Origin of the sequence: Streptomyces sp. H27-D2 (genome assembly GCF_035828615.1) — a bacterium.
Taxonomy (GTDB): domain Bacteria; phylum Actinomycetota; class Actinomycetes; order Streptomycetales; family Streptomycetaceae; genus Streptomyces.
Genome location: NZ_JAYMZR010000038.1, coordinates 26950 through 48709 on the forward strand (window position 1 = coordinate 26950; position 21760 = coordinate 48709).

At 70.3% G+C, this 21760-nt stretch carries 15 protein-coding genes and 1 pseudogene; 6 read left to right on the forward strand and 10 right to left on the reverse strand.

What is annotated here, in order from left to right:
* Positions 1 to 168: 168 nt before the first annotated feature.
* Together QMK28_RS16640 and QMK28_RS16645 are read right to left on the reverse strand one after the other, a co-directional pair.
* A complete protein-coding gene (locus QMK28_RS16640; protein ID WP_326438607.1) occupies positions 169 to 993 on the reverse strand; it encodes a DUF427 domain-containing protein in 825 nt (274 codons plus the stop codon).
* Positions 990 to 1370, reverse strand: a pseudogene (locus tag QMK28_RS16645) (AMP-binding enzyme); the annotation flags it as partial. The pseudogene QMK28_RS16645 and the gene QMK28_RS16640, both read right to left, overlap by 4 nt.
* 172 nt (positions 1371 to 1542) lie before the next feature.
* Between QMK28_RS16645 and QMK28_RS16650 the strand changes: the two are divergent.
* The gene (locus tag QMK28_RS16650; RefSeq protein ID WP_326438609.1) at positions 1543 to 2085 is read left to right on the forward strand and encodes a DoxX family protein; all 543 of its coding nucleotides are present in this window, start codon (positions 1543 to 1545) and stop codon (positions 2083 to 2085) included.
* Between the two features lie 70 nt (positions 2086 to 2155).
* Here QMK28_RS16650 and trxA read toward each other — a convergent pair whose 3' ends face one another.
* Positions 2156 to 2533, reverse strand: coding sequence for a thioredoxin (gene trxA / locus QMK28_RS16655; RefSeq protein ID WP_326438647.1), 378 nt, complete (start codon positions 2531 to 2533; stop codon positions 2156 to 2158).
* Between the two features lie 280 nt (positions 2534 to 2813).
* On the opposite strand from trxA, the gene QMK28_RS16660 reads away from it, so the two are divergent.
* Positions 2814 to 3218 (forward strand): hypothetical protein, encoded by a 405-nt coding sequence (locus QMK28_RS16660; RefSeq protein ID WP_326438611.1) that lies wholly within the window; start codon positions 2814 to 2816, stop codon positions 3216 to 3218.
* A gap of 166 nt (positions 3219 to 3384) precedes the next feature.
* On the opposite strand, the gene QMK28_RS16665 is transcribed toward QMK28_RS16660, so the two are convergent.
* Entirely contained in the window at positions 3385 to 3810 is a 426-nt protein-coding gene (locus QMK28_RS16665; RefSeq protein WP_326438613.1) for an OsmC family protein, read from the reverse strand.
* A gap of 242 nt (positions 3811 to 4052) precedes the next feature.
* Positions 4053 to 5462: an SDR family NAD(P)-dependent oxidoreductase gene (locus tag QMK28_RS16670; protein ID WP_326438649.1), complete on the reverse strand. Its 1410-nt coding sequence runs from the start codon at positions 5460 to 5462 to the stop codon at positions 4053 to 4055.
* Between the two features lie 439 nt (positions 5463 to 5901).
* Between QMK28_RS16670 and QMK28_RS16675 the strand changes: the two genes are divergently transcribed.
* Positions 5902 to 8307 carry a glycosyl hydrolase family 95 catalytic domain-containing protein gene (locus QMK28_RS16675; RefSeq protein ID WP_326438651.1) on the forward strand — a complete coding sequence of 802 codons (2406 nt, stop codon included), beginning with the start codon at positions 5902 to 5904 and terminating at the stop codon, positions 8305 to 8307.
* 257 nt (positions 8308 to 8564) lie between these two features.
* Positions 8565 to 9749, forward strand: a complete 1185-nt coding sequence (locus QMK28_RS16680; RefSeq protein ID WP_326438615.1) for an FAD-dependent monooxygenase — start codon at positions 8565 to 8567, stop codon at positions 9747 to 9749.
* 149 nt (positions 9750 to 9898) lie between these two features.
* Here the strand turns inward: QMK28_RS16680 and glgA are convergent, their stop codons facing one another.
* On the reverse strand, positions 9899 to 11377 hold the full coding sequence (gene glgA / locus QMK28_RS16685) for a glycogen synthase (RefSeq protein ID WP_326438617.1): 1479 nt from the start codon (positions 11375 to 11377) through the stop codon (positions 9899 to 9901).
* A gap of 471 nt (positions 11378 to 11848) precedes the next feature.
* Here glgA and QMK28_RS16690 point away from each other — a divergent pair, with 471 nt between their 5' ends.
* Complete coding sequence (locus QMK28_RS16690; protein ID WP_326438619.1) at positions 11849 to 12715, forward strand: thermonuclease family protein; 867 nt, start codon at positions 11849 to 11851, stop codon at positions 12713 to 12715.
* A gap of 36 nt (positions 12716 to 12751) precedes the next feature.
* Here QMK28_RS16690 and QMK28_RS16695 read toward each other — a convergent pair whose 3' ends face one another.
* From QMK28_RS16695 to QMK28_RS16710, 4 genes are all read right to left on the reverse strand, one after another.
* Entirely contained in the window at positions 12752 to 16474 is a 3723-nt protein-coding gene (locus tag QMK28_RS16695) for an NACHT domain-containing protein (RefSeq protein WP_326438621.1), read from the reverse strand.
* 286 nt (positions 16475 to 16760) lie between these two features.
* The gene (locus QMK28_RS16700) at positions 16761 to 17807 is read right to left on the reverse strand and encodes a tyrosinase family protein (protein ID WP_326438623.1); all 1047 of its coding nucleotides are present in this window, start codon (positions 17805 to 17807) and stop codon (positions 16761 to 16763) included.
* Positions 17794 to 18318, reverse strand: a complete 525-nt coding sequence (locus QMK28_RS16705; protein WP_326438625.1) for a hypothetical protein — start codon at positions 18316 to 18318, stop codon at positions 17794 to 17796. Before QMK28_RS16705 ends, QMK28_RS16700 begins: the two co-directional genes overlap by 14 nt.
* 252 nt (positions 18319 to 18570) lie before the next feature.
* Positions 18571 to 20211, reverse strand: coding sequence for an esterase/lipase family protein (locus tag QMK28_RS16710; RefSeq protein ID WP_326438627.1), 1641 nt, complete (start codon positions 20209 to 20211; stop codon positions 18571 to 18573).
* Positions 20212 to 20492: 281 nt separating this feature from the next.
* Here QMK28_RS16710 and QMK28_RS16715 point away from each other — a divergent pair, with 281 nt between their 5' ends.
* On the forward strand, positions 20493 to 21731 hold the full coding sequence (locus tag QMK28_RS16715) for a metallophosphoesterase (protein ID WP_326438629.1): 1239 nt from the start codon (positions 20493 to 20495) through the stop codon (positions 21729 to 21731).
* The last annotated feature ends 29 nt before the right edge of the window (positions 21732 to 21760 follow it).

Consider the following 21760-nt stretch of genomic DNA (forward strand, 5'->3'; position numbering starts at 1 on the left):
GGGGCTGCGGCCGGGGCCGGCGTTGCGGCCGGGGCTGGACGAGGCTGCGGAGAGCTGACGGCCGGGAGGGTATTGGGGATGATTTTAGCCGTTTATCCCACGCTGCCGCTCCCTGCCCCGCCCACGCTGCCGCTCCCGGCCGTCCACGCCCCGCGGCGCTCGCCGCCGTCAGTCGGTCACCTCGATGCTCAGCTCGTCGTGCAGGAAGCACAGGTATCCGGCGGCCTTGAGCGTCTCGTCGAGCGGCTCGGCGTACGACCACGCGACATCGTCGAGCCGGCGGCCGTCGAGCGGCAGCGACCAGTACTCGGCGGTGCCCTTGTAGGGGCAGACCGTGCTGGTGTCGCTGTGTTCGAGCAGATCCGTGCGCACGTCGCCGCGCGGCAGGTAGTAGCGGTTCGGCAGCCCTGTCTCGGACAGCAGCATCGGCCGGGTGCTGTCGGCGATCACCTGCTCGCCGGCGAGAATCCGGACGTGGCGGCTGGAGCGGCGGACGTCGACGCGGTGGTACGGGTCGCGCAGGTGGCCCAGCACCTCTTCGTCCTCGTCGAGCCACTGGTCCATCGAGCCCCAGTACACGGCCTTGTAGCCGCGCAGCCAGGACGCCTCGGCCAGCGGCTCGGGGTAGGCCCAGACGGCGTTCTCGGCCACCCGGGCCGCGCCGCCCTCCTGCTGCGACTCCCCCGCGCCGCCCGCCGGCGACACCGACCAGTAGGCGGCCGTGCCCTTGAACGGGCAGTGCGTGTCGTGTTCGGTCGGCCGCAGCAGTTCGGCGGTCAGGTCCGCGTCGGGGACGTAGAGCTGGGGCAGCAGACCCGTCTCGTGCAGCAGCATGCCGTCTCTGGTGTCCAGCACCGTCTCGCCCGCGAACCGTGCGCGGACCCGCCGGGGAAAGTCCTGGAAGAACAACTTGTGGGCCGGACCGCGCAATTCGTAGTTGACGGTCTGCGGCGGACGGCCGGAGAGCGGCCCGTGGGACAGCGTGAGCGTCATGGTGTTTCCTTTTCCTCGGTCGTCCGACCGTATCGATCGCGCGGCACTCGCTTGAGGAGCTTGGCGCTGGCGTTTCGCGGCAAGTCGGCCACCAGCAGCACCTTCTTGGGGGCCTTGAAGTGGGCCGGCCGGTCCCGGGCGTGGGCGAGCAGTTTCGCCGCGGCCACCTCGGGGGTCTCCGCGCTCGGTTCGACGATCGCGGTGACCGCCTCGATCCAGCGGTCGTCCGGCAGCCCGACGACGGCCGCCTCGGCCACCGCGGGGTGCTCGTACAACACGTCCTCGACCTGCCGCGAAGCGACCAGCACGCCACCGGAGTTGATGACGTCCTTGACCCGGTCGACGACGGTGGGACAGCCCTCGGCGTTGTGCATGCTGCCTCCCAGGCTCCGGCTCGATGATCAGCCTCGGTCGCCGCCGCCCGCGCGTCAAGCGCCTTCCTGCCGCCGGGGCCGGCCGGGCGCGTCCCGTACGGCCTAACAGGAGGGGTCGCCGCGGTGCGTTCGGGCCGAGACTGGAGCGGTGTCCCCCGGCCGGAAAGGACCCGCCATGGCTTCGTCGTGCAGGAAAGACCTCGGGCTGCTCGCCCTGCGTGTGGGCACCGGAGGTGTGCTCTTCGCCCATGGCGCGCAGAAACTCTTCGGCTGGTTCGGCGGCCACGGCCTGGAGGCCACCGGAGCGGCCATGGAGGCGATGGGCTTCGTCCCCGGGCGGCAGAGCGCGCTGGCGGCCGGTCTGGGCGAGGCGGGCGGCGGCGTGCTGCTGGCCCTGGGCATCGCGACGCCCGCCGCCGGCGCGGCGGCGGGCGGAGCGATGGCGGGCGCGGTGGCGGTACACGCCCCGGCCGGGTTCTTCGCCGCTTCGGGCGGCTACGAGTACCCGGCGTTCCTGGGCTTCGTCGCGGCCGGCATCGGACTCGCCGGTCCCGGCCGGTTCTCATTCGACCACCTGACCCGGCATCACCTCGACCAGCCGTGGGTGCTCGCGCTGGCCTTCACCGGGAGCGCCGCGGCGGCGGCTGCCGTGCTGCGCCGCCGGGCCGCGGGCCGCAGCCGTACGGACGAGGACTACGGCCTCGACCCGGACGACTGACGCGGCTGGGGGGACGCGGCTGGGGGGACGACTGGCCGACGCGCCGCGGGCCCGCGGCGGCTGCGGCGGTTCAGGCCTTGTTCGCCTCTTCGGCGACGGACTTGCGGACCTCGTCCATGTCCAGGCCGCGGGCCTGGCCGATGAGGTCCTCCAGCGCCGCCTCGGGCAGCGCCCCCGGCTGGCCGAAGACGATGACGCCGTCCCGGACGATCATCAGCGTCGGAATCGACTGGATCTCGAAGGCGGCTGCGAGTTCGGACTGCGCCTCGGTGTCCACCTTCGCGAACACCAGGTCGGGGTGCGTTTCGGCCGACTTTTCGAAGATCGGGCCGAACTGCTTGCAGGGTCCGCACCACTCGGCCCAGAAGTCGATGAGGACAAAACTGTTCCCCGAGACAGTCGCGTCGAAGTTGTCCTTGGTGAGCTCTACCGTCGCGCTCATTCGAATTGCCTGCTCTCTCGTGCCGATGACGGGGGTACGAGCCGCATAACGGACAGCGTCAGCGACCTATTCCTGGCCGCTGCCCACGTACTGGTGCCGCCATGCGAAAAAGGCGGCATCAGTACGTGGATCATGCTGTTCTCGCAGGTCAGGCGAGTGGGGCGGTGAGGGTGACGGTCGTTCCCGTCAGCGCCCGGCTGACCGGGCCGTGGCCGACTCGGATCGGCGTGAGCGGGCTCGACGGTCACCTTCTGCGCGGTCGTCGTCACGCGGTAGCGTCGGGCCCATGACCGGAACGACCGAGACCGGAACAACCGACACTGACGCACCCCGCGCGTACGGCTGGCTGTTCGGGGCCCGCATCGACGATGAGCCCGAAGCACTCTTGGAGCCGCAGCTCTACTCGCCTTTCGAGAAGGACTGGGACGCCCAACTCGCGGCGATCGGGGCGTGGATGGAACGCCAGGGCTACCAGCGCCGCGGGTACGAGATCTGGTCGATCGCGCCGCCGACGCAGCAGCTCGCGCGGTACGTGGCCGAGCACCGGATCTCGGTCGTAGTGATCCCCGGCAGAGGCGTCATGGAGCGGATGCGGGACACCTGGGAGTGCTTCGCGCAGGTGATCGCGGACGTGGAAGCGGCCGGCGCCCGGATCGAAATCGCCGATCCGGACGCCCGGCCGAATCCATAGCCGGTGAGGTGCCGGCCCGGCTTGGACGCTCCGCGGGCGGGCCGCCCCGAGGAGGGCGCCGGACGCGTCGCTCAGCGAGTTTCACGCCGCTGAGCAACTCGTCCGGCGAACCCTTGACGCGGGTGCGGGCGGGGTCACACCGCCCAGTCAGAGATAAAAGACCAGGTCACGCAAGCTTTGCGGCGAGGGTGATGGTCGTTCCCGTCAGCGCCTGGCTGACCGGGCAGTTCTTCTTGGCGTCCTCGGCGGCGGCGGTGAAACCGGCCTCGTCCAGGCCCGGCACCTCGCCGCTGACCACGAGGTGGATGCCGGTGATGCCGGTGCCCGGCTGGAAGCTGACCTCGGCCCGGGTGTCCAGCCGGGTGGGCGGCGTGCCGGCCGTGGCCAGGCCGTTGGAGAGGGCCATCGAGAAGCAGCTGGAGTGAGCCGCCGCGATCAGTTCCTCGGGGCTGGTCTTGCCGTTCGCCTGCTCGGCGCGCGCGGGCCAGGAGACCGGGTAGTCGCCGATCCCGGAGGAAGCGAAGCTGACGGTGCCCTTGCCCTCCAGCAGATTGCCTTCCCAGACCGTGCTGGCGATGCGCTTGGTAGCCACTGCGGTACCTCCTCGTAGACGGGGTGTGTTCCAGATCATCCGGCCCCCACCCGACAACTCCGGAGCCGACCCGCCGTGTTCCGCGATGGGCGCATGGGAATCCACGGATGTTCCGCCGCGCGGCGCGGTCCCCGCCGAAGCGGGGCCGCAGCCCGGCCGGTCTCCCCCGGCAGCCCCGCCGCCCGCCCGCAGCGCCGGGGCCCGGCCGCAGCGCAGAAGCCCGGTCGCGTCCGGCCCGCGCTCTACCAGGCAGACGGCGCGTAGTCCTTGAGGAAGCAGCCGAAGAGGTCCTCGCCCAGCTCGCCGCGGACGATCGGGTCGTAGACCCGCGCCGCGCCGTCGACGAGGTCGAGGGGGGCGTGGAAGCCCTCCTCGGCCAGTCGCATCTTGTCGGGGTGCGGACGCTCGTCGGTGATCCAGCCGGTGTCGACGGCGGTCATCAGGATGCCGTCGGCCTCCAGCATCTCCTGGGAGCTGGTGCGGGTCAGCATGTTCAGCGCGGCCTTGGCCATGTTGGTGTGCGGGTGGCCCGCGCCCTTGTAGCCGCGGCTGAACTGGCCTTCCATCGCCGATACGTTCACGACGTACTTGCGGCGGGCGGCGGCTGCGGCCATCGCCGGGCGCAGCCGGCTGACCAGCACGAACGGCGCGGTCACATTGCACAGTTGCACTTCGAGCAGCTCGACCGGGTCGACCTCGTGCACCCGCTGGATCCAGGTGTTGGTCGGGTCCAGGTCGGGGACCAGCCCGCCTGCGTCGATGGCGGTGCCCGCGTCGATGCGGGCCGGCGAGGCGGAGCCGGTGGTCAGCGCGAGGGCGGTGATCGACTCCGGAGTGAGCGCGTCGTGCGCGGCCTTGGAGGGACCGGGCAGCGCGGCCTGGCTGCCGCTGCCGAAGCTGCCCAGCACGATCGACTCGGGCAGCTCGCCGGCGGGCAGCGGGGCCGATTCGGCGCCGAGCAGCTCGGCGTACGCCTTGGGGCTGCGGCGGACGGTCTGCGCCGCGTTGTTGATCAGGATGTCGAGCGGCCCGGCGGCGCTCACCGTGTCGGCGAGGGCGACGACCTGGGCCGGGTCGCGCAGGTCGATACCGATGATTTTGAGGCGGTGCAGCCACTCCGCGCTGTCCGGCATCGCCTTGAAGCGGCGGACGGCATCGCCGGGGAACCGGGTGGTGATGGTGGTGTGGGCGCCGTCGCGCAGCAGCCGCAGCGCGATGTACATGCCGATCTTCGCCCGGCCGCCGGTGAGCAGCGCGCGCCGGCCGCTGAGGTCCGTACGGGCGTCGCGCCTGCTGTGGTTCTCCTTGGCGCAGGGCTGGCAGAGCTGGTGGTAGAAGGCGTCGACCTCGCGGTAGCGGGTCTTGCAGATGTAGCAGGACCTGGGCCGCTCCAGGATGCCCGCGATCTCCGTGGTGGTGGAGGTCGTGAGCATGTTGCCGAGCGTCTCGTCGTCGATGCGGTCGGCCGCGCCGGTGGCGGTGGCTTCGGTGACGGCCTTGTCGTTGGCGGTCTTGGCGGCCCGGCGCTCCTGGCGGCGGCGCTGCTTCACGGTGCGGTAGACGCCCGCGGTGGCGCGGCGCACGGCGATGGCGTCGGGGTGGTCGACGTCCAGCTCGTCCAGCTCGGCGAGCACGCTCAGGCAGAGCGCCATGCGCGCGGGGTCGATGCCCGGACCGTCGGCGGGGGCGGGTACGGCCGCGGTGCGGTCGGCGCTGTCGGCCGCGCTCGCGTCGTGTTCAGGCGCGTCGTGTCCGGGCGCGTGCTGCTCGGGCGCGTACGCAGAGGCTGCGGCAGCGGTGCCGTCCGGGGTCTCGGGGGCCCGGTCCGGTGCGTCCTGCGGAGGCTTCGTGGTGGCCCGGCCAGCCGGATGGTCATTGCTCGTCGTGCTAGCCGTCATCGCCGCTGTCGCTTTCCGGATCGTCTGTTCTACCCAAGGTTCGGCGGAACTCTACGTTTGGTCGCCCAGTGCCGCCAAACGACAAGGCGCACTCATCCGATGTTTGTGGCGTCAAAAGTCTTCCGGTTCCCCCTGCGGCCCTGCACTATGCGGGGTGAGTTCAGTGACGAGAACTGGAGGCATGTACGTGACCATGTTTTCTGAGGTTCCTAAGGTTCCCAAGCTCCCTGAGGTTCCCGCCGTTTCCGGCGCCCCCGATCACGCCGCCGGCGGCGTCTCCCGGCGAAGCTTCGCCGGCGCGGCGGCCGCGGCCGGCGGGGCCGGGCTGTGGCTCGCGGGCGGGGGCGCCGCGTGGGCCGCCCCGGCGCGTACGCCCGGCGCGTCCGGGCTGCCCGCCGCGCGGGACGCGTACGAGACCTCCGTACGCGCCGCCGCCCTGCGCTGGCGGCGGATGCCGGCCGACTGGCGGGAGGCCCCCTTCCTCGGCAACGGCTACCTCGGCTGCCAGATCTACCGGGGCAAGCTCGCCGACACCGTCAAGGTGATGATCAGCCACACCCAGGTGCAGGACCAGCGAGGCCAGTGGCGGGCCGGCATCGGCTACTCCCGGCTGCCCGTGGGCCATCTCACCCTCACCCTGGCCGGCACGGTGACCGCCGTGGACTGGACCCTCGACCTGTGGGACGCCGAGCTGCGCGGCACCATCACCACCACCCGGGGCAGCGTCGCCTTCTCCGCCCTGGTGCACACCTCGCGCGGCGCTCTGCTGATCTCCACCCGGCCGAGCGACGGCGAGGAATCGGCGACCTGGTCGTTCGTCCCGCTGCCCGCCGCCACCACCCGGACCAGCGGAAAGCCCGCCGACTACACCCCGAACCCGGATCCGCGCACCGGATCCGCGAGCGGCACCGAGTACGCCGAGCAACCGCTGCTCGCGGGCGGCGGCTGGTGCACCGCCTGGCGCGAGCGGCGCACCGGCACGGCCCGGCTGCTCGCCCTGCACCTCGACTACGGCTTCCCCGGCGATCCCGCCGAGTCGACCCGGCGGGCCGTACGGGAGGTCGCGCGCACCCTGGCCGCCGACCCCGACCGGCTGGTCGGCGAACACCGCGACTGGTGGCACCACTACTTCCGGCGGAGCCTGCTGTCCGTACCCGACAAGCGGCTGCAGAGCTTCTACCTCATCCAGCTGTACAAGCTGGCCTGCTCGACGCGGGCGGCCGGGCCCGCCATGTCGGAGTGGGGGCCGTGGTTCCCCGAGGTGGGCAACAACTGGACCGCGCTGTGGTGGAACCTCAATGTGCAGATCGCCAGCTGGCCGATGTACGGCTCCAATCACCTCGAACTCGACTCGGTGACGAACGCCTTCCGCCGCTTCGAGGACAACCTCGCGCTGTCCGTCCCGGAGGAGTACCGCGACGGGCAGAGCTGCGCCCTGGGCCACCCGGCCGACTGGCGGCTGCGCCCTGGGGAGTGGACGGTCGGAGCGCCCGGTTCGAGTCACGTCTCGGACAATTTCGGCAATCTCACCTGGGGGCTGCACAACGTCTGGCTCGCCTACCGGCACACGCTGGACATCGGATCTCTGCGGGATGTGCTCTTCCCGATTCTGGCCAAAGCGGTCAACTTCTACGCGCGCTTCCTGCACGAGGGCCCGGACGGCAAACTGCACCTGCCGACGACCCGCTCACCCGAGTACGCGAACGCCGCGGACTGCAGTTACGACCTCTCGCTCATCCGCTGGGGCGTCACCACCCTGCTGGAGTCCGCGCGCCTGCTGCGCGTCGACGACCCGCGCGCCAAGCGGTGGCGGGACATCGCCGACCGGCTCGTTCCGTACGCCCAGGACCCGGCGACCGGCGTCCTGATCGGCGCCGGCGTGCCGCTCGCGGACTCGCACCGGCACTTCTCGCATCTGCTGTGGCTCTACCCGCTGCGCGAACTGGACTGGGACCGCACCGGCGACCGCGACCTGATGCGGCGCAGCTACGACCACTGGGTGAGCATGCGCTCCGCGTGGCACGGCTACAGCTTCGCGGCGGCGTCCTCGATGTGCTCGGTGATGGGCGAGCCCGAGCGGGCGCTGGACGAGCTGACCTTCTTCACCGACCGCAATATCGTCGCGGACTGCGAGCTGACGGCCAACACCATGTACCGGGAAGGCAGGAACTTCGCGCTGGAGAGCCCGCTCTCGGCCGCCCAGTCGATGCTGGACATGGCGGTGCAGAGCCACGGCGGAGTCGTGAAGGTCTTCCCCTCCGTGTCCCGGCGCTGGCCGGACGCCTCGATCGCGGGGCTGCGCACCCAGGGCGCGTTCCTGCTGGACGCCGACCGCTCCGGCGGCCGGACCCGCTGGGTGCGGGTGACCAGCGAGGCGGGCGCCCCGCTGGTGCTCCAGCACGGCGTCCGGGGCACGCTCCGGGTCAGGGACGGCGCGGGCCGCGCACTGCCCTGGAAGCCCGCCGGGGACGGCCGCATCGCGATCGAGCTGCGGCGCGGCCAGTCCGCGCTGGTCTCCGCGCGCGGCAGCGAGGTCTCGCCCCAGCCGCGCGATGTACCGGCCAACGGCGACTCGGCGCCCTGGGGCCTGCCGGCCTGACACGCCGCGCCCCGGCAGCCTGCTCGGGCGATGCGCGCCGGCAACACGCTTCGGCATCAGGCCAGTTCAGCGTGTGCCGCCGGGCCGCCCCCGCCGTGCCGGGGGGCTGGCCCCGCCGTGCCGGGGGGCTGGCCCCGCCGTGCCGGGGGGCTGGCCCCGCCGTGCCGGGGGGCTGGCCCGGCGGCGAGCCGTTCGCCTACGCTGCGCGCGGCGCGGTTGTGCGCCCGACTCGCAGCAGCTCGCGGAAGAGAGACTCCATGCGCCAGGAACACTCAGCGGCCGGCACCCGCCGCGTGCTCGTGCACGGCGCCGGGATCGGCGGTCTGACCGCCGCCGTCGCGCTGGCCCGGCTCGGCATCGAGGTGGACGTCGTGGAACTGCGCGCGGCCGACTCCGCTCCCGGTGTCGGGCTCATCCAGCCGTCCAACGCGCTGGGGGCGCTGGCGACCCTGGGCCTGCGTGACGCCTGCCTGGCCGCCGGTTTCTCCTTCGAGGAGTTGCACATCCGGTCGCCTGACGGCCGGCTGACCACCGCGATACCGCCGCCGGTCTCCGGCTACGGCCCGCCCTCGCACAACGCGATCAGCCGCGCCCGGCTGTCCGCGGTCCTCACCGGCGCGGCGCTGCGGTCCGGGGCCCGCATCCACTACGGCGCGACCATCACCGAACTCGTCGAGGACCCGGCCACCGTGACGGTGACCGCCTCCGCCCTCGAGCCGGACGCCGACGACAGCCCGGTGCTGCAAGGCTGCTACGACCTCGTCCTCGGCTTCGACGGCATCCGCTCGCCGCTCCGGACGCACCTCTACGGCAGCTCATACGAACCGGAGTTGACCGGACAGGCGGTCTGGCGCGCGAGTGTGCCGCGTCCCGCCGAGGTCGATCGCGTCATCATGTCCAGCGCGGGTGACCGCAAGGCGGTGCTGACGCCGATCGACGCCTCGACGATGTACATCGCGCTGGTCGTCCCCGCTCCGGGCAACCCCTGGATGGACCGGCAGCGGCTGCCGCAGCTCTTCCACGAGCAGCTCGTCGAGGCGGGCTTCGGGGGCACGGTCGGCGCGGTAGCCGACACCGTCAAGTCCTCCCGCACCGTCGCCTACACGCCGCTGGAGCAAGTCACCGTCGCCGAGCCCTGGTTCCGCGGCCGGATCGCCATCGCGGGCGACGCGGCGCACGCGACCGTGCCGCAGCTGGCGCAGGGCGCGGCCATGGCGGTGGAGGACGCGGTCGTGCTCGGAGAGTCGCTGCGCGAACATCCCGTTCTCGGCGCGGCCCTCACCGCTTGGTACGAGCGGCGGCGGCCGCGGGCCGCGTTCGTCCAGGACTTCTCGCGGGCTCTGCTGCGACAGGAGAGCGGCCTCGAGCTCAGCTCCGCCGAGGCGGTGTTGATGGGCATCGGCATCCCGGGGGCGCAGGCTCGGTTGGCGGAACCGTACTGAGCGCGTGCTGAATTCAGCCCTCCCCCGGTCTCCGGCCGGGAGGCGCCCCCGGCGCTTGAGGACACCCTGGCCGAAGGGCATCACGGCACCAGCGTGCCGCATCGCGGGGCCCGGTCAATCCAGACCGTTCCGGCGAACCGTCGGAACGGTCACGGCACGCGCTGCCCCTTGCCCAGCGTGATGATCCCGTTCGGGGACACCGCGTACAGCTCGCGGTCCCGGTCGGGGTTGACCCCGACGGTCGCGCCGGGCGGCACGTCCACGTTCTTGTCGATGACCGCGCCCCGCACCACCGCGTGCCGGCCGACCCGGACGTTGTCGTGCAGCACCGAGCCCTGGACCACGGCCCCTTCCTCCACGATCACACCGGGCGACAGCACCGAGCGGGTGACCTGGCCCCGGATGACGCGGCCCGGTCCGACGATGGACTCGCCCGCGATGCCGCCGGAGACGAACTTCGCCGGGGGCAGCTGGCCCGGGTAGGTGAAGATCGGCCAGCGCTGGTTGTGGAGGTTGAAGATGGGGTGCGCCGATATGAGGTCCATATGGGCCTCGTAGTAGCTGTCCAGGGTGCCCACGTCACGCCAGTAGCCGTGGTCGCGGGCCGTCTCGCCGGGGACGTGGTTGTCGTCGAAGTCGTAGACCTGGGCCATGCCGCGCTCGGTGAGCATCGGCAGGATGCTGCCGCCCAGGTCGTGCGCCGATCCCGGGTCCTCGGCGTCCTGGTGCAGCGCGTCGAGCAGGATCTTGGTGGTGAAGATGTAGTTGCCCATGGAGGCGAAGACCCGGCCCGGGTCACCCACCAGACCCGGCGGGTCGGGCGCCCCGGCGCACAGGACGAGTTGCACTTCGGGCGGCAGCTCGCGCATTGCCCGCAGCAGATGGGTGACGCCCTTCTGCCGGGTGATCCGGCCGACGAACACGACGCTCGGCCGGTCCGGATCGACGTCGAGCGCGCGGAGCACATCGGTGTCCGGATCGGGCCGGTAGAGCTCGGTGTCGATGCCGTTGTGCACGACCCGCACCCGGTCCGGGTCCAGGGCCGGGTAGCAGGTGAGGATGTCGGCCCGCATGCCGTGGGAGACGGCGATGACGGCGTCGGCCGCCTCGATCGCCGTACGCTCGGCCCAGCCGGAGAGGGCGTAGCCGCCGCCGAGTTGCTCGGCCTTCCATGGGCGCAGCGGCTCCAGGGAGTGCGCGGTCATCACATGCGGGACGCCGAGCAGCAGCTTCGCGAGATGGCCGGCCAGGTTGGCGTACCAGGTGTGGGAGTGCACCAGTTCGCTGCCGTGCAGCGCCGCCGCCATCGCCAGGTCGACGGAGAAGGTCCGCAGCGCGGCATTGGCGCCGTCGAGTTCGGCCGCGGCCCGGTGCCGTACGAGGCCGGGGGCGCGGGACGGCGAGGCGGCGAGGCGCCGTCGCTCCAGCAGTGCACCTCCAGGTCGACCAGGTCGCGCAACTCCTGGGCGAGGAAGTCGACATGGACCCCGGCGCCGCCGTAGACGTCGGGCGGGAACTCCCGGGTCAGCAGCCCGACCTTCATGGTCGCGCCTCCTCGGGCCGGCGGTCCGCGATCCGTCCGTGGCTGTCCCGCGGCCCGCTGTGCTCGCACCGCGTTCGCCGCTCACGCATCAGGCGGACTCCTTCGTCCCGGCGATGGACCTCTGTGCTGATGCTCGCCCAGATACCCGCGAAGCGAAAGACCGCCGATACCCGCGCGGCGGTCCTTATCGCCGCGCGCGAGCCGCCGGGAGGAAGACAACTGCCGGCAAGCGCTCGGCAACGACCACCCCCGGACAGCTCAGCACCGCACCGAGCGCCGCCGTTGGAACGGCTCTTGAAATCGGCCCCCGGCGGGCGGATCCTGGAGGCGGTCGAAGGTACTTCTCTCACCGGTCGGCACGAGATCCCCGGCGAAGGGCAGGCCCGCCCAACGGCCCGCTGGGTATCCACTGCCCGGGTGATATCCGTACACGTATGGGCCCGCCACGGCATGATCGGGCTGCTCGCTGGTCACATTGGAACCGCGGTTGAGGAGGCTGCTGGTCTCAGTTCCCGTCCGCCGTTCAGCGCACGCGACCCAATCGGAAGGTGCAGCTATGCCGATGTTGTTGATCGAAGGCTCGTACAAGGTACTCGGGGCCAGCCCCGACGGGGACTCGGTTCGTTTCTATCCGAATGACCCGGACCAGTGGGACCTGCTCAGGGGCCGGCGGGTGCGGCGCAACCGGTCCGGCGGCGCGCAGCTGCGCCTGGATGGCATTGACACCCTGGAGACCCACTACCGCCCGCTGCACGGCCCGGAACTTCACCAGCCGCCGCCATTCGCCCAGAAAGCCGCGGACGAGCTGCTCACGTGGCTGGGCTTCAGGGACGTCACGCGCAATGGACAGGGGATCGTCACGGAGGCGGTCCCGCCTGAGGTGCCTGGCTACATCCTGACCCGCAGCGCTGACAAGTACGGGCGGTGCGTGGCGATGGCCGGCCGCGGGGCGGCGCCGGGCAGCAGCGGTAGCCGCATCCCCGTCGACGTCCCTCTGCTGAAGGAGACCGCGAACCACCACCAGCTCACCGAGGGCCTGGCCTACCCCACCTTCTACCGCAAGCTCTACGTCGACCTGCGCGAGGAGATGTCCAAGGCGGCGAAGGCGGCCCGGAGCGCCGGTAAGGGGCTGTGGCCGAAGGACAAGACCGAGAGCGGGGCGAAGCTCGACGGGCTGACATCGCTGACCGACTCCTCGGTGCTGATGCCGAAGCTGTTCCGCCGGCTGGCGGACTATTTCGTACTCAACGACGGCGATCCCTCGCTGTCCGGGTTCCCGGACTACCTGGCGCAGCGCGACGACCGGCTGTTCATCCTGTCCAACGGGCAGTCGACCGGGTTCGACACCATCGTGGACGTCACCAACGGCAGCATCGTGCGGCTGAACCACCCGCCAGAGGACCTCGTCTTCGAAGAAGGATGACCGTCCGCGCGCTCGCCTCCTCCCATGCTGTCGGCGTCAGCTGCCGACGCGCCTGCGGGCGGCGTCCGCGCCGTCGGGGTTCGCGTCCCACGCACGGTCGCCCATCTGGCCCCAGAACCGGCGCATGCCGGCGACCGGCACCTTGCGCTGCCAAGGAGCCTCCCGCCGGAACTGCAGGCAAAGCCACGCCCGGGGTCGCCACCTGCGCAGCAGATCGCGCTGGTGCAAGCAGAAGACCTCGCTGAACTCCAGCCGCAAGTTCTCCACCTTGGCCGGGTAGGGGCACATCCTCAGCCGGCACTCGTCCGTGCAGTTGGACCCGGGCTGCAAAGTGCGCTCCACTCCCCGTACAGGGTCCAGCCGGGTGCGGTCCCTGCTCATGCAGGACGGGATCTGGGTCCGCTCGCGGGAAGCGAGGTCCAGGAAGCGGAACAGGTCCTTCGGCCGGTATCCCCGCTCACCGAGCACCAGCAGCAGCAGCACGTCCGCCAGCAGCTGCTGGGCCATGGGATCCAGGGTGCTCCACCCGGTGGACTGCGGGATCCACAGGTTGTGGGCCCGCTGCTCCCCGAGAACGCCGACCTCAGCGCCAACACCGGAAGCCACGCCGGCCTCATCGATCCACAAAAACCGCTCGGGGCGCCGGGTCTGCAGCGCGCGGACCGCCAGCTCGCCGGCCGCCTCCACCAGCGGGTGCTCCTTCTGCCTCCCCTCACCCAGCGTCAGCCACTCCTGGACCTGGCCTCTTGGATCGGCCCCGTGCCCGCGGATCGGCTGGTCCTCGTTGACGTCATCAGGCAGGGCCCACAGGGTCAAGGCATGCAGGAGCGTGAGCCGGGTGTACCAGAGGGTGCTGCGCTTCAGCATCTCCTCGGCATGCTTGACCAGGAACTCCCGGGCCTGTCTGTCGGACCGCAGGCTCGGCCGCCGGTTGGCGGCGTACTTGAACCCCTGGGCCAGCGCCACGCCCAAGCCGCTGCTGGTGCCCGGAGGGGCCTCAGAGGCCGGGGAGTCGGCTTCCCCGGTCGCGGCGCGCACCCAGTTCTCCAGGTCGTCGCGTGGGGTGCCGCGGTGACGGGTCATCATGGCGGAGTCGACGAGCATGGGGAGGACCCAGGCCCGCATCGTGTCGCCGTACCACCTCTGCTTCTCCTCCAGGACCTCCTCCTCGGCCTTCTTCCGCTCCTCCCGTTCCTGCTTCCTCACCTGCTCCCGCCGCAGCGCGCGGTGCACCCTCTCGGTCTGCTCCCCGTCCGCGTCCGTCCCTCGCTGCGCCCCGTCGAAATTCTTCTCGGCATCGCACCCGTGCTGATCATGTTCGCGGGTGTCGATCGCGTCGAGTTTGGGCGCGCGGAGACAGTTGTCCAGCGCCCCCTTCGCGCCACAGCTGTCCACCGCCAGGTACGCCTGCTCGCCACCGGCTCCTATCTCCTGCGCGATCCCGGCGCGCACTCGGTAGTCCAATTCACGGCAGCCGATCGCGAACAGTTCCCGGTACGCTGGATTGCAGCTTTGGTCGGCAGCCACACGGCGCTCTGCCGCTCCGCACTGCTTCACCAGGGTGAGTTTTGCCTCGCGGAGCCTCGCGGGGTCCTCGCCCCGTCCAAAGCGTTCCCAGTCGTCCTTGATCGCCCTGATGAGGCCGTCCTGCGCTTGGACGGTTTCGACGCTGTCGATCTCCACGGCAGCGCCGTAGATCTCGATCGCCCTCAGGCGCAGACTGCCACGGTCGTCGACGACCCCGCCTACGGAGCTGTCGGCCTCCCGCCGGTACCCCGACCGGTACTGCATCTCCCTTGCCTCTTCCGCTTCGTTCAGCAGCGCCGTGGCCTGCATCGTCAACAGCTCGCGCATGATGACGACCGGGCATGTCGCGGACCCGTCCGCTCTACAGACAGCGCCGTTGCACCGCCCCTCCAGCGAGCGGGAGTGAAGCGTGAGGGCTATGAGGAGTTCCCGTCCGCCCTGGCGCAGCGCCGTGGTGAGGCGGTGTTCCGCTTTCTTCTGACCCGGCGGCGTGTCCCCGGACGCGTCCCTCACCGGTGTGCTGTCCAGGACGTTCGGCAGGAAACGGGAACCGAGATAGGCCTGCATGATGCTGTGCTGGAACTGGACCTTCTCCCCCCTCTCCTGGACCAGCCCCATTCGCGTGCCCCACGTGGCAGCCAGCCGGACATCGATCCGGGCCTCGCAGCCGTTTTGCGGGCTGTCCGAAGGCCGAGGGCTGCCGCCCCCCGGGCCGCAGTCGGGTGTCCGCGGCTTGCGTGGCTGCTGCAGCTTGGACATGTGTTCGTCCAGCGTCTTGACGACGCGTTCGTTCCATTCCCCGCCGGCGGGCATCCGCGCCTTCTTGCCGCCGGTCCCGGGCTCGCCGTTCCGGCCTGTGCCTACGGAGGGGTCGAGTTCACAGAGTCCGACGTCGCCGCGGTCCGACGCGAGGCCGATGCAGGCCAGCGCGGAGAGGTACTCCACCACCGCCAGCCTCATGTCGTGGTCGATGGGCAGCTCGGGGTGGATCTCCCCGTCGACCAGCGCGTCGATCCACCTCTCCAGGAGGTCCGCCCGCAACGCCCAGCTGTCATGGAGCAGGGGGTCCGCAGTCCCACCCCCCGCCCACAGCGCTTCCAGCAGCTCCTTGCTGTGCAGGTCCTTGGCAATCTGCAGGTAGAGGGGGGACTCCGCCATGTTGGCGACTTCCACGACCCGGTCGAGCAGCGTCGCATCCGAGCGCCAGCTGCCGCTGCGGGCGATGTACCGCAACGACGCCTCATCGCTCAGCGGTTCCAGCTCCGAGACGGCGGCCTGCATCGCACGCAGCGGGTCGTGCGGCCGTGAGGCGATGACCAGCGGCAGCCCTTCCTCGCCGGCCCTGCGGATCGCCTCCCGGATCAGGTTGTCGCGCTCGCCGCTCACCTGGTCGTCGTGGTTGAGAGCCTCCTCCAGACCGTCCGCGAGGACCACGATGCGGTCCGCCCGCTGTCGGAGCCACCGCCAGATCCTGTCCACTTCGGCATCGGAGCGGACAATCGGCTGCACCATGGCGCGGAAACGCTTTCGGGCCAGCTCGCAGAAGTCCAGCTCCTCCTGGGCGTCGCACAGCCGGACCGGAACAGGGACGGCTCCCTCGGCAGCGAGTTTCTCGGCGAGACGGACCAGCACCGCCGTCTTGCCCGCCCCGACCTTGCCGACGACGACATGGGGGCGCCGGGCCCTCCTGTCACGCAGGTTGTTCATGATCGCGTTGCAGAGCTGGTCGCGCCCGACCACCTCGTCCATGAGACTGCCCGCCGTCTGCACGAAGCGACCGGGCTCCGTCCTGGCCTGGCGCGCGCAGAACCGGCGGACCCGCCACAGCCGCCAGACCAGGAACAGCACGGTCGAGGAAGCCAGCAGGAACACCGGCATCACCGCACTGGTGACCGCTGCGCACGAGGTGCCGTTGCTCTTGCAAGCGTCGTCCGGGTCGAACCCCCACCACGACCCCACGGGGTGATGGATGATGATCAGCAGGCCCCTGAGCCCCCACAGGACAAGCGCCAGGGTCAGAACGGCGAGGATGAAGATCACCACGGTGGTCCAGAAGGGGTTCCACCACCGTCTGGCGTGAGTGATGCCCCGGTGAAGCAGCCACCGGGTGCGCAGGTTCCTGAAGACTGCGACGAACGGGCGCCGCAGGCGCGCCCACAGCTCCCGGAGGGAACCTCCCTCCGGTGGACCCGTGACGATCTTGACCTTGGGCGCGTGGAGTTCGTGCGCCATGACCACCAGCTCCCTACGCCTGCCGTCGGGAGTGGCGCTTGCGGGCTGGGCGCGGGAGGGAGGAACCAATCAGCATTCCAACCCGTGCACAGCCGTAGGCCGGCACTTCCGGGTGCGGGATGTCGAGGTGAAGGAATCCCCTTCCCTCCACAGCTACCAGCCCTCACCCGACCTCGCCACTGGGCAGGATCGAGCCGGGAAATCCAGCTCTGCCGCGCGGATGGCTCCCGTCACGCCCACGGTGGTCCGGCGTCAGTTTCGGTCCGGACGGTGCCCGACAGCGCGTTTACGGTGCTCCCGGTGGGTCGTAGCGATATCCCACCGCGTCCGTATCGAGCATTTCCCTGACGATCGCTGCCGGGGCACTGGAGAAGTCCGGCAGAAGCGGTTTCACGGCGGGGTCCAGGTCGACGTCAAAGCCCGGCGCGCCGCCCACCCACGGCCACATCAGATCGTCCAAGCGGTGCCCTGCGGGCGCCTCCGAGCCGGTGAAGGGGGACAGCTCATCCGACGGCGGATAGTGGTCGTCAGGCTTGGAACCGGGGACGTCACTGAGGCGGCGCTCCTGCCAGTCGGCCCACAGCCGGTCCACGTTGGCGTGGTGCAACCAGAAGACAGGGTCATTGGGGGAAAAGGCGCCGGACATATGGCCCCCGATGAAGTTGTGCCCTCTGTTGTGGGTGCGTGTAGCGAATCGAGCGTTTCCTTCCTCCAGGACCTGCCAGAAGTACCACAGGGGGTGTACGCCCGGCTCTTGAATGACGAGCCGCTCAAGCTGTGCGATCCGCGCTGCCGTCGCAGGCCAGCCGACCCCGGCGCTCCCCCTGGCCAGGGTGGTGCCGAAGGTGTCCTCCAACAGCGGATGGACCGGGAACCCGTCCGCTCCCGCGGGCCACCAGGCCGGCCGCTCCGATCCGGGGACAGGGTCGCGCAGCACTCCGTCGGTCACCGGGCCCGGCACACCGGAGTGCAGGGAACCGAGGAACTCCGGAATGAAGAGCTTATTGACCGCGCCCGCGTGGTCGGTCCAGTCCCAGTACGGAATGGCGACTCCATTGACTTCCTGCTGGAGAGCCCTTTCGAATTCTCTGAGGTACTTCCGGTGCCATGCGCAGAATCCGATGTCCCAGTGGGCGAAGTTGACGGTCTCGCCAGGTGGGAGCCCCGGCGTGATGACGGCCATGACGGCACCGTGCAGGACGACGAACTGGTCGTAGACGCTGACTCCGGCGGAACCGCCGGGGGCTGGACGGTGTTTGAGGCGGATGACGGCTTCGAGAAATCGGTCCCGCTCCTGCTCCGTGAGATCGACGGCGCTCTTACGGATGTCCATGGCCCGCTCCTTCGTGGTGCGTACCGCCTTCGTGGCGTCCGCCGCCGGCAGGCGCGTGGTGGTGTTCGAGGTGACCCGTGGCCGGCACCGCGTGCAGGCCCGCGAAGAACGGGCGCGAAGGGTCGCTGGACAGCAGTCGGCTGATCAACGCGCGGAAGGTCTCCGCCGTCCTCGTCCGCAGCACGAGCTCGCTCTGGTACATGCTCGCGGGGCCGAGGCCGATCTGGAGGGTGGCGCCCGCGCGGTGCTTGGCGACCTTGATCTCCGCCTGTTGGATGCCGATGAGGCCGCAGTGAATGGTGCCCTCCAGACACCCGGCGAGCTCTTCGAGGCGCTGCACGGTGGAGCCCTCGAACGGGGAGAGGGTGGTGAGCAGGCTCAGGTTCTCGAAGAGCATCTGTGGGCCGGTGACCGTGATCCCGAGCTCCGCGGTGTCGACGAGCAGGTCGACCAGGGCCGCTCCGCCCTTGGACAGCACCACGGAGGCGGTGCTGGGTGGCGCTGAGGTCATGAAGGGCTCTTTCCGTATTGGGTGTTCGTCCCAGGCTGCTACGTCCAGCGTGTGCGGCTTTGACGTTCGCGGAGCGTCTTCAGTGTCGGCTTCGCGGCGCGCGTCAGCGATCTCGACGGGTCCGAACGAGGGGCGGGCCGACGCCCGTCCGGGTGGTAAGCGCCGGCGATCCCGACGAGGGCATGCGCGCCGAACAGGCCCGGCTGTACGGGGGCTCCCGCCCCATGACCGGGACCAGCGGCTCACTGGCCGCTATGCCACCGGTGCCGCCTCCGAAGCCCGCTGCTGGGCGTGGACCACGTCGGTGATCGACACCGACAGGTCGGCGTCGAATCCGCTGCCGGCGACGGAGAACGCCCAAGTAGCCGAGGTCTCTTTCGACGGTTCCAGTTTTTTGACCGCCGGGTCCGTCCCCCGCGCAGCAGCCTCCAACGCGTCGGTCGTGACGTCTGGTGCGAGAAACCTCTCGCCTGTGTGGAGGTACAGCGTTGGCGCCTCGCCCGCATCCCCGGGCACTGCCTGCACGTAGTACTGCTTGCGGAAGACGACGTTGTCGAAAAATCCGATGCCGAACGCGTCGCGTTCACCTACGTAGACGTCCAGGCGGAAGACCAGGCTCTCGTCCACCACTCCGGCCGGTTTGCAGGAGCCGTCGATCCAGCCTTCCCAGATCAACCGGTCCGGTCCCGCCCAGCCTGTGGTGTCGTCACCGGATGCCGAGAGCGGCAGACTCAGCTCCTGGGCGAGTTCGGGCAGGTCGTCCGTGAAGTCGTCCCTCCGGAATGGTCCGTAGCAGTTCTCCGCCTCGGGGCTTTGGTGGAAGATCTCGAAGTCGACGTACCGAGGTTTGACGCAGACGCCGAGGTAGAACTCACTTCTCCCGAAGAGATCTTTGCCTCGCCTGACCTTGGCACGATCCAGCCAGAGCTGCACGTGGCGCGTCCCGTGGAAGAAACGCATCGCGATCTCGTACGCCTCGCGAGAGGTGGCCAGCGAATCCCGGCCGCCGTGGCACTTGTGGATGAAGGTACGGGGAGCTCCCGGAAGCTGGGCGGAAGCCTGCTTGACGAGGCCGTCGCTGCGGTTGTAGCTGAGGGTGCCCTCGTCCAGAAGTGTGGAGATCCGGTTGCCCGAGCTCGCGGCCTTGGCGCCGTAGGCGCGGTAGTCGGTACCGACTACCGTGAGGATCTTCCTCGACGAGAACGGGATTTTGAGGAAGCCCGTTCCGTCCGGGTTGAAGGCCGCGAGTTCATCCGCGGCGGCGTCGGCCTTGGGCAGCGATCCGACCAGCCAATGCGGGAGACGCTGGAAGGCGATCCCCCGATGTGGGGTACCCAGGGTGACAATACGGTGGATCAGCTCCTCGCTCTTGCTCCCCATCTGGGTGAGAGCGGCGCGAGCTACCAGGCCCCCCATGCTGTGGGCGACGATGTCCACCCCGGCGAACTCTTCGTTCACCCGCTCCGCTCCCTGCCGGATGATGTCGATGAGCCGGGCGAGTCCCTTCCCGTAGCACTCGATGGTGCGGGGCCGGAGGTCGTAGTAGCGGTAGACCCACAGGGTCCCGGAGATACCTCCGGCGAGGACTTGACGCGCCATCGGAACGTCGACCGCGACAGTCCCGCGAAGAAGACCCTCCGGCCAGCCATCGTGTTCAGGTGGGGCGGGAACCTCTTGAGGGTAGTAGCTGACCACGTTGGTCGCGTCGCGGTACGGGTAGCGCGTGGATTTCAGGGCACGCAAAACGAAGCCCTCGTAAATGTAGTTCTCACCCCGACGCTCGGGATATACCGTGCCATTGTTGAAACCCTGATAGGCGTCGCGCTGCTCGTCCTGCACATCCGCACCACCGAATCCGCGGATCAGGATCAGTGGGCGAGGACCGTCAACCATCGAGACCACTCCCAGCCAGTGTTGCGTATAAGCGTTCCCTGCCTCCCCACTGTGAGGGCCGCAATGCCACGGCACCTGCCGTATCGTTTCAGCCCGCGTGTCGGCCGGCATGACGCTGCGCGGCCCTCGCCACCGAGGACGACTCCGGCCTCCTCTGGCTGGGCTACGGAAGAGGCGACACCTCTCCACGTCTTTCCACGTCGGCAGATCGGCGACGTACGTCCACAGGGCATTCATCAGTTCGCCACCACCCGGGCCGCGAAGCATGGGAGAAAGCGTCCATGTGTGATCACGACCTGATCCCGCCACGTGCGGATCTGACCGAATATCAGTGGATCGACCTGGACGAGAACCTGCCGCTGTCCGCCGCCGGGACAGCCGCCGGGGGCCCGCGCACCGTGGGCCGCCGGACGCTGCTGGGAGGGGCGGTCGCGGGCGCGGCGCTGAGCGTGCTGCCGTCCGGCGGGCAGGCGCGGGCCCAGTCACCGGGACCCGAGTCGGCCGCCCCCGCGCGAGCCGCCGCGACGCCCTTCCCGCTCCCCGCCGGCCCCGACGCGGACGGGGAGTACGCGGTGCTCGTCACCGGCGACGCGGGCACCGGGTCGGCCACCCAGTACGCGGTGACCGCGGCGGCCCGGCAGATCTGCCGGACGGAGGGAATCCGGCTCGCGGTGGGCCTCGGGGACAACATCTACGAGAACGGCCCCGAATCCGACCACGACTCGGAATTCAGCACGAAGTTCGAGGAGCCCAATACCGGGATCGACGTCCCCTGGCTCATGGTGCTGGGCAACCACGACTGCTCCGGCCTGATACCCGGCAGCGGCGGCAACCCCTCCCGCGGGGACCGCGAGGTCGCCTACTCGGCCCGTTCCTCCCGCTGGCATATGCCCGCGCGCTACTACTCGGTGCCGCTGCCGGCCGGTCCTGACCCGGACGCCCCGCCGCTGGTCGAGTTCTTCGCCCTCGACACCAATCCCGTCGCCTCCACGGTGATGCAGACCGACCCGCGCTACCGGTGGAACGGCCCGTACATGCGCGAGCAGCGCCGCTGGCTGGACTCGGCGCTGTCGTCCTCCCGCGCGACCTGGAAGATCGTTCTCGGCCACCACCCGTACCTCAACAACGGCAAGCACGGCAGCGCCGGTTCGTACGACGGGTTCGAGATCGGCCACTACACGAGCGGCGTCCACCTCAAGGAGCTCTACGAAGAGGTGGTCTGCGGGCGGGCCGACCTGATTCTCTCCGGCCACGATCACACTCTGCAGATCCTGGAGCCGACCGTCCGCAGCGCCGGCACCCGGCAGGCGGTGTGCGGCGCGTCGGGCAAGGCGGGCGACGGGCGCGCGCACGGTGACCACCCGGCGCGCTGGCAGGACTTCTCCCAGCTCGGCTTCATGGTGCTGAAGGCCTCGGCCGGCCGGCTCACGCTGGACGCCTACACGGTGGACATCGAGACGTCCGCCGCGACCCTCGCGCACAGCGTCACCACGGGCGAACCGGTGCCGCAGGCCGTCTGACGCCCCGGAGCAGGCGCGGGGGGCGGGGA

Excerpts from the sequence above, each read along its gene's own strand:
- QMK28_RS16675 (WP_326438651.1), top strand. The coding sequence starts at position 5,902 with ATGTTTTCTGAGGTTCCTAAGGTTCCCAAGCTCCCTGAGGTTCCCGCC.
- QMK28_RS16690 (WP_326438619.1), top strand. The coding sequence starts at position 11,849 with ATGCCGATGTTGTTGATCGAAGGCTCGTACAAGGTACTCGGGGCCAGC.
- QMK28_RS16695 (WP_326438621.1), bottom strand. The coding sequence starts at position 16,474 with ATGGCGCACGAACTCCACGCGCCCAAGGTCAAGATCGTCACGGGTCCA.
- QMK28_RS16650 (WP_326438609.1), top strand. The coding sequence starts at position 1,543 with ATGGCTTCGTCGTGCAGGAAAGACCTCGGGCTGCTCGCCCTGCGTGTG.
- QMK28_RS16700 (WP_326438623.1), bottom strand. The coding sequence starts at position 17,807 with ATGGACATCCGTAAGAGCGCCGTCGATCTCACGGAGCAGGAGCGGGAC.
- QMK28_RS16680 (WP_326438615.1), top strand. The coding sequence starts at position 8,565 with ATGCGCCAGGAACACTCAGCGGCCGGCACCCGCCGCGTGCTCGTGCAC.
- QMK28_RS16705 (WP_326438625.1), bottom strand. The coding sequence starts at position 18,318 with ATGACCTCAGCGCCACCCAGCACCGCCTCCGTGGTGCTGTCCAAGGGC.
- QMK28_RS16715 (WP_326438629.1), top strand. The coding sequence starts at position 20,493 with ATGTGTGATCACGACCTGATCCCGCCACGTGCGGATCTGACCGAATAT.
- QMK28_RS16660 (WP_326438611.1), top strand. The coding sequence starts at position 2,814 with ATGACCGGAACGACCGAGACCGGAACAACCGACACTGACGCACCCCGC.
- QMK28_RS16670 (WP_326438649.1), bottom strand. The coding sequence starts at position 5,462 with ATGGCGCTCTGCCTGAGCGTGCTCGCCGAGCTGGACGAGCTGGACGTC.
- QMK28_RS16640 (WP_326438607.1), bottom strand. The coding sequence starts at position 993 with ATGACGCTCACGCTGTCCCACGGGCCGCTCTCCGGCCGTCCGCCGCAG.
- QMK28_RS16710 (WP_326438627.1), bottom strand. The coding sequence starts at position 20,211 with ATGGTTGACGGTCCTCGCCCACTGATCCTGATCCGCGGATTCGGTGGT.